The 7,514-nt window shown below is 71.2% G+C and carries 5 protein-coding genes; 1 reads left to right on the top strand and 4 read right to left on the bottom strand.

The genetic code is table 11. The features are described 5' to 3' along the window. Positions 1 to 1,087: hypothetical protein (locus tag ACFC1F_RS42030; RefSeq protein WP_376166942.1), on the top strand; the 1,087-nt coding region annotated here is incomplete at its 5' end. 196 nt (positions 1,088 to 1,283) lie between these two features. On the opposite strand, the gene ACFC1F_RS42025 is transcribed toward ACFC1F_RS42030, so the two are convergent. The 4 genes from ACFC1F_RS42025 to ACFC1F_RS42010 all read right to left on the bottom strand — a co-directional run bounded on the left by ACFC1F_RS42025 (position 1,284) and on the right by ACFC1F_RS42010 (position 6,696). Further along, the gene (locus ACFC1F_RS42025; RefSeq protein ID WP_376166940.1) at positions 1,284 to 2,645 is read right to left on the bottom strand and encodes an NUDIX domain-containing protein; all 1,362 of its coding nucleotides are present in this window, start codon (positions 2,643 to 2,645) and stop codon (positions 1,284 to 1,286) included. Further along, entirely contained in the window at positions 2,642 to 4,588 is a 1,947-nt protein-coding gene (locus ACFC1F_RS42020) for an ATP-binding cassette domain-containing protein (protein ID WP_376166938.1), read from the bottom strand. Before ACFC1F_RS42020 ends, ACFC1F_RS42025 begins: the two co-directional genes overlap by 4 nt. Beyond that, positions 4,585 to 4,911: a MazG-like family protein gene (locus ACFC1F_RS42015; protein WP_376166936.1), complete on the bottom strand. Its 327-nt coding sequence runs from the start codon at positions 4,909 to 4,911 to the stop codon at positions 4,585 to 4,587. The genes ACFC1F_RS42020 and ACFC1F_RS42015 overlap by 4 nt, the downstream gene beginning before the upstream one ends. Positions 4,912 to 5,592: 681 nt before the next feature. Then, positions 5,593 to 6,696, bottom strand: coding sequence for a M23 family metallopeptidase (locus tag ACFC1F_RS42010; RefSeq protein ID WP_376166934.1), 1,104 nt, complete (start codon positions 6,694 to 6,696; stop codon positions 5,593 to 5,595). Between the last annotated feature and the right edge of the window lie 818 nt (positions 6,697 to 7,514).

Raw genomic sequence — 7,514 nt, 5'->3', positions numbered from 1 at the left:
GCCTACTGCCACCGCCGTGTTCGGGCAGGCGGTGCCGGGCGGCGGCCCGTCGGCGATCGCGGAGGGCGGGGGCGCGAGCCTGGCCGTCCTCCCGGACGGCGCGGTCGCCGTCAGTTCCAAGCCCGGGAGCACCCACGTCCTCTCCCCGGACCTGGATGAGGTCCTGGTCTCCTGGCCGATGCCCTGGGGCTGGGACAGGGCGCAGATTCCCGGGGACCCGTTTGCCGCGTCGATCGGCGTCACCCCCGCGGGCCGGCTGCTGTGCCTGACCTCCGAGTACCGGCTGAGCAACTGGGCCGACACCCACCCCAACATCGTCGCCGTCTCCGAGCCCGGCGCCGCTCTCGTCCAGAGCAGTAAGCCCGTCCTGCGCGCCGTCGCGACCCTGGACGCCCGCGCAGACCGCCAGACCGACGCCGACCTCCAGCCGCACGTGCGCTACCGCGACGCGCCGGTGGGACGCGGCAACCGCCCCTCGCCCTCGCTGACCGAGGCCCTGTCGGAGCTGACCGGGACCAGCGGCAGCCTCCACGGCTACGTCGACTCCAGGATGACCCGCCCCGCCGTGCTCGGCGACGACCTGTTCGTCGTCCCGGTCTTCGGCAGGATCTACCGATCCAGCAACCGCGGGCAGGAGTTCAGCTTCGCCCTCGTCGACGACCGTGGGGTGCTGCGGGGCCGGCTGGGGGGCCTGCACCTGCGTGACGACAGCCCTTTCACCGGCTTCGACTTCACCGTGGTCGCCGACCCGCACCGCGCACGCGCATTCCACCTCAACCGCTACGGCCTGTACGCGTGGAGCGCCGACGGGGTAATGCGCGCACGGATGTCCACCGGGGACAAGCCCTTCAAGCCGCTCAACCACTTCGCCCTGCTGGAGTGCACGCCCGCGGGGGAACTGCTGCTCGCGCACCGCAAACAGAACCTGCTGCTGCGCGTGCCGGTGCCGCAGGACCTGGACGGCATGGCACCGGCGGTGGAGGCCGCCCTCAAGGGTTACGGGCGCGAGCGCACCGCGCTGAAGAAGCAGTACGCGCCCGTGAACTGGCTGTGGGCGGACACTGCGGCCACGGTGAACTGCCTCTGACGTGCCGTCACGTCAGCTGCGGCGGGCGGCCCTGAGCCCGACGGGGAGGGGGCATGGGGTTGGTGCCTTCCTGCGGGGAGCGGCGAGGGTGGTGCCCGGCGCGGCTGCGGACCGTGCCGGGTGCGGTCGGGCGGGGGCGTTCGTCGGTGGAAGTCGCCGGGCGGGCTCTCGGGGTCGGCCCGAACCGGCATGGGCCTCAGCCGCCGATCCGCGGCAGATAGTGCGCCATGTACGGCGGCACCTTGAGGGAGAGCACCTCGGCGAGCGGCACCAGGCGGACGGCCTGGCCCTCGCCCAGGACGAGATCGGACTCGGCGCCGTCGAAGACGCCGGCGAGGACCACGGTGGAGCCGTGAACGTGCGGGTGATGGGGGCCGGTGAGCTCGCGCAGGCCTTTCACCAGGATGCCGGCCTCCTCCCGGACCTCGCGGGTGGCCGACTCGAAGGCGGTCTCGACGCCCTCGCGCCGGCCACCGATCGGAGTCCAGTGCGCAGGCCAGGCGATGCCCGGCTTCTCGTCGCGCAGGTTCATCAGCAAGCGGCTGCGATCCGGGGTGGTGACGAACGCCAGGATCCCCTCGAAGTCCAGGCGGACACCGTGGCGGTCGAGCGGGCTCGCCGAGGACTGCTCCTCGAAGACGGTGATCCCCGCGCGGCGGGCCCGGTCGACCAGCAGCAGCCTGCGGTGGTCCTGCGGCCGCATCTCGGCGAACCAGTCATGCAGCCCGCGGGCCGACCAGGTGAGGTGTTCGGCGGACAGCCGGATCCGGGACAGCTGCTCGTCACTGAGCACCCCGCCCCAGAAGACGTGGCCCACCTTCCCCAACGGCCACTCCGCGGTGGGCTCGAAGTAGATCACCGCGAGAAGCTGCCGACGCGCCACGATCTCCGGGTTCTCAACGGCCAGGTCGAGGCCCGTCTCCTCGCGGAACTCGCGCAACGCCGTCCCGAACGGCGACTCGCCCGGATCCGTGTCGCCGCCCGGGAACTGCCAGATGTCCGGGTTGGGAGCGGACTGCAGGCACAGCGGGTTCCCGGCCGGGTCGGTGACGTAGAACGACCCGTACAGGTTCACGGTGGCGATGTCCTGGATGTACCGGCCGACCGGCCGCCAGCCGGGCCGTACCCGCAAGCGCTTCAGCCACCCGAGGACCTCGCGGTGGCCGTCGCTGGTCGGCGGGAGGTCGTCCAGGTCCGCCCAGGTGTACGCGTCGTGCTCGGTCGGCGTCACCGCCGTGCCGTCCGGAACGGTCGCGGTGAAGACGAACTGGCGGGTCCGGCGGCCCCGGGAGTCGGTGAAGTCCAGGGCCCGCACGTACTCCAGGTCCGTGCAGCGGATGCCGCACTCCTCGAAGAGCTCCCGGGCCGCGCCCGCGTCAGGGCGCTCGCCGTCCTCCAGACCGCCGGCCGGGTAGTCCCAGAGACCGGGCAGGACGTCGTCCGGCTTGCGGCGCAGCATCAGGACCCGGCCGGATACGTCGAAGACCACGACGCCGGCGGCCAGCCTCCCGAAGCCTGCGTCGAGCGCCTGGCGGGCGAGAAGGTCGTACGGGATCACGTTGTGCTCCTGTCGGTGCGCTGCGCGGGCAGCTGCCGGCCACGGTCGTGCTGAAGGGCGCGCAGGTCGGCGAACATGCCCGGGGCGCCGGCCAGTTCCTCGAAGCTGCCTTCCTGGATCACCAGGCCGTGGTCGAGTACGACGATCCGGTGAGCCACCTTGGTGTTCTCCAGGTTGTGGGTGACCAGCACGGTGGCGCAGTCCTTGGCGATCTCGGCGAGGCCGTTGAAGATCCGGTGCTCGGCGCGCGGGTCCATCGCACTGGTCGGCTCGTCGAGGATCAGCAGCGTGCCGGACTGCGCCCGGTGGAACGCGGCGGCGGTGACCACGCGCTGCCACTGCCCTTCGCTGATCTCGGCGCCGCCCCAGAACTCCTTGGCCAGCAGGGTGTCCAGGCCGCTTGCCAGCTCGGCGATCACCTCGTCCGCGCCGGTGGCTGCAGCGGCCTCCAGCACGGCGGCGTCCCCGCGCCCGGTGGGCTGCCCCAGGGTGATGTTCTGGCGAACCGTGAGCGGCCAGTGCGAGAAGTCCTGCTGGACCAGCGCCGTCTGCCGCCACAGCAGGTCCGGGGCCATGTCACGCGTGGAGACGCCGTCCCAGGAGACCGTCCCGGCGTCGGGCAGGGTGAGGCCGCACAGCAGCTTCATCAGCGTCGACTTCGCCGCACCGTTCACGCCCACGACCGCGACGATCTCGCCCCGGCGGACGGTGAAGTCCACGCCCCGCAGGGCGGGCCGCTCCGAGCCCGGGTAGGTGAAGGTGACGTTCCGTGCCTCGATCACCGCCGTCCCGGCCGGCGGTGCGGCCACACCGCGGTCGAGCCGCTGCGCCCGGGCCATCTCGATGAACGACCGCCAGTCGCCGACGTACAGGCCGGTGCGGTGGACGGCCGCGGAGTAGTTCGCGGCGGAGTGGAGGTTGGCGGCGGCCGAGCGCAGCGCGATGACCGCCGTGCCGGCCGACGCCAGGGTGACGTGGCCGCTGGCCAGGAGCCAGGCGAGGCCGCCCCAGACCAGGAACGCGCCGATGCCGGAGGCGGCGGCACCGTACAGGCCGAGAACGGCACTGCGGCCGGCGGCGGCGTCGGTGGCGTCGGTGACCCTGGCGGCGGCCCGGCGGTAGATGCGCAGCAGGAACGGGGAGATGGTGTTGGAGCGGACCTCGGCGGCGCAGCGGCGGTCGCACAGGAACCAGCGCAGGACGTTGGCCGCGCGGGTGGCACCGAAGGTGGCCATCATCGCCCGGTAGAAGGCGTTGGCCGCTGCGGTGCGTGCGAGGGCCTGCGGGATGACCGCCAGGACGAGCAGCGGAAGAAGCACCGGGTGGATCGTGGCGATCACGATCCCGGCGGCGACGAGGTTGGCGGTGTAGCCGATGACGTCGCGGGTCTGGGAGAGCAGGTCCCGGGTGGAGCCCGCGCCCCGGTCGGCCGCGTCCCAGGCGGCCTGGAACTTCGGGTTGTCGTAGGCGACGACCTCGGCGTGGGTGGCCGCGTCGATCAGCTCCAGCTCGGCGGCCCGGGCGATCTTCGGGCCGATCCGGTCGGCGACCCACTCGCCCACGATGCGCAGCACGGCGGCCGTCCCGGACATCGCGGCCAGGAACGCGACGGACGGGACCGAGCGCGCCAGGCGATCCGCGATCGGTGCGTTGTCGGCGACGAGATGGGTGATCATGCCGGTGGTGGCCAGGAGGCCAAAGCCCGATGCCGCCGCCGACGCCGCCGCGCACGCCAGGAGCGTGATCAGGGCGGTGCGGTCGGCCTGCCGGCCCAGGCGCAGCGCCAGGACCAGGAGTCGGGGCAGGGCGCGGGCGGTGGCCCGCAGGGTGGTCTTCGAGCCGTCGATGATCTCCGCGTCGCTGCTGGGGGGCTGCCACTCCATCATCGCGGCGTCGTCGGCGTCGCTGGCGTCGTTGGCGTCTGTCGTGGTGGGGGTGCTCAAGTGCCGGCCTCCCCGGTGAGTGAGCGGCCCGCCAGTAACTGGAGGTGCTTCTCGAAGACTGCACGCGGGTCGGCGCCGGTGCGGGCGATCAGGATCAGGGCGGTCACGGCGGCGTCGCACGCCTCTGCGCGCACGTCATCCACGTTGTGGGACAGGCCCTTGCGGGGGTTCATCCCGAGCATCCCGATGACGGCCTCGGCGACCTCGCCGGCCTCCTCGCAGAGCTTGAGGGCTTGCCCCAGGATGGCCTGCTCGGGAGGCACCTTGGACAGTGAATTCAGTCTCTGTGTAAGTGAGTTGATAATCTCCCAGGAGGTTTCCATGGCGCTGAATCCTGCCGCTGTTCGATCGGCCCGTTCAACCCCGGCGGTTCCGGGCGAGCCTGGGCCGAACAGCCCGTTTTCGATTCCGGGCAGGCGCCGACTGCGGGCCCGGCCGACTTGCCCGGTCGGGCCGTGTGGCCGTACTCGCTTGTTGGCGAATGCTCAAGAGAGTTGGCGGGTCATGGGTGCAAGAGCGATCAGGTGGCACTGAGTTTGTCCTGTCGCACTGCAGTTGGCCAGTTCTCACTCAATCTCATCGGAGCTGTCGGATTGTCACTGCTTCACCCGCCGCACTGGTGATGAAGATCTCGGAAGACGGCCAGGGCTACTCACGGTTCCCCACTCAGTCCGGCCTTCAACTGAGTGGGGAATCTCAGCGAGCATCACGAGCTTCGCGGGCCGGGGCCGCCCCGCTCGTGCAGTGTGCGGGCCGTGCCGGCCGGTCAAGGGCGCCTGCGGCGGCGCTTTCGTGCTGGCTGTTTCAACGGGTTCTTTCGGCCCCACCCCCTCCGTCGGGTGAGGTTTCACGGCCTGCCGTGCAACGGAGTGGTGGGTGTGACGAAAAGCGTGCGGTGACCGATAGCTGTGGTGTGCAGCGCCCGCCCCGATGCGTCCCGCCCTGATGCGTCCGGGCGGGCGCCGTGTTGTCGGCGCCCGCCCGGGGGATGTGCCGGAGTCGGGTCAGAAATCCAGCACCTCGCGGTCGAGCGGATACTGCGCACGGTGAGGGCCCTCGTAGGGTGAGGGCGTGATCGGCAGGACGCCGGTCGGTTGCAGGCCCAAGTTGTCGTCCCAGATCCGGGGTTCGACCTGCCCGAGGACGCGGAACTGCTGGAAGGTGAACGGCGGGCTGTCGGTCGGGAAGAACTCGGCCGTGGTCATCACCTGGAAGTGCAGGTGCGGGGTGGTGGAGTTGCCGCTGTTGCCGATCAGCGCGAGGACCTGGCCGGGTTCGACGCAGTCGCCCTCCCGGACGTTGAGCGAGCCGGGCTGCAGGTGGCCGTAGAGCAGGTAGCGGCCCGGTGCGACTTCCAGGGTGATGTGGTTGCCGACGGTGTCCTCGATCGGCGGGATGGGCGGCGTGTGGGGCGGCGGGTTGTCCGGGATTCCGTCCTGGACCTCCACCACGCGGCCGCGGGCCGCAGCCGCGACCGGCTGACGGTAGCTCAGGTAGCTCGTGAGCTGGGCGGGGTCGCCTTCCCAGGACTGCCCTTGCTCGCCGACCCGGTACCAGTCGATCGCGAAGCGCTGCGGCACGCCGAAGCGGCCGTTGATCGGGGCGAGGCCGCGCCGGTGGTGGGTGTTGCCGCAGCACGACTCGCTGGCGTACCAGGTGCCGGGGAGGACCGGAGGGTTCAGGTTCAAGGGCGCGGTGCGGGCGGTCGGGGTGGCCTGCACTGTCTCGTCGAACGCGGAGGGGCCGGAAGCGGTCAGGATGGCACCCGAGAGATGGTGCACGAGGACCTCGGGCGCCGCCCGGCCGTGGTCGAGGGTCAGGTCGAGCCAGATGATCCACTGCTGGGAGCCCTGGATGACGGTCGGCGTCGGCGCCGGGGGCGGCGGGGTGTACCCGTCCGCACCGGGCAGGGGGTCGCCCACCGGATTGGCGGCCTCGGCCAGCGCCTGCCCGCTCAGCGAGCCGATGACCTGTTGGGTGCGGGCGTCTTTGACGTCGACACGGTCAAGCCGCACCGGCGTGCTGCTGGACAGTGCGCTCGTGGTGAGCAGTTCGTACGAGAGGTGCGTCTTGCCGTCCGTGGCGTCGAACGGCGTCGGTTCGGTCATCACTGCCGCCGTCAGCGGCGTGAACTGTGTGCCGGGCGCCAGAGCGGCCGCGCCGGTCCCGTATCCGGGTCCCGCTGAGGCCACCAGCATGCCGACTGCGAGCACGGCTGCGGCGAGCCCGCGAAGTAGAGGGCCGCGACCAGTGCGGTTACGAGGGTCGTGCTCTGCCATTGTGCTCTTTCATTCGTCGGGTCCGGGGCCGTGAAGGACGCCGGCACGCCCCGCGCCGAGGCGCAGGCCCATGCAACCCGGAGGCGCACCGCTTCGGGCGGAGGCCACCGGAGTCAGGTGTCGAACTACACCCGTCCAGCCGCACGCGGGTTTGCGCCGCCAACTGAACCAAAGGCGCCACTGCGCCCTGACGTCATGTCGGAACCATGGGCACGGGTGGGGCCCGAAGAACCCGGAACTCACCCCGCACAAGTGGGGCCAAAAGTAGCCGTTATAGACAGCTGGCCTTCGGCCACCCTGGACAGTCCGTCCCGCCCCCTGGACCTGGCCGGCTATCGGGCGGGTTCAGACGTCGATGGGGCGGGACAGTTCCGGAGCTCTGTGCTGTCCCCACCGTGTGAGATCCGGTTCCGCGAGAGCCAACTCGGCTGAGAACAGCGTCGGAGTCCGTTCCCACACCACCTGGCAGCCCTACTGGTCAGAGCCCCGTTCGTTGCCAAGTCGGATGAGACGGGAGAGAGTTGCTGTCCTGTCGCACTCAGGCCGGCGGATTCTTGCTCGGTCTCGTCTGTGCCCGGGCCGGGGTGTTAGGTGGCTGGGGTGGTGGTGGCCGTGGTGGGTGGGGTGGTGGGTGGGGTGGTGTGGAG

It is taken from the genome of Kitasatospora sp. NPDC056181 (genome assembly GCF_042266225.1).
GTDB lineage: Bacteria > Actinomycetota > Actinomycetes > Streptomycetales > Streptomycetaceae > Kitasatospora.
The sequence above is the reverse complement of the archived record's forward strand: the minus strand, read 5'-3'. Positions and strand labels throughout refer to the sequence as shown.

Excerpts from the sequence above, each read along its gene's own strand:
- ACFC1F_RS42015 (WP_376166936.1), bottom strand. The coding sequence starts at position 4,911 with ATGGAAACCTCCTGGGAGATTATCAACTCACTTACACAGAGACTGAAT.
- ACFC1F_RS42010 (WP_376166934.1), bottom strand. The coding sequence starts at position 6,696 with ATGACCGAACCGACGCCGTTCGACGCCACGGACGGCAAGACGCACCTC.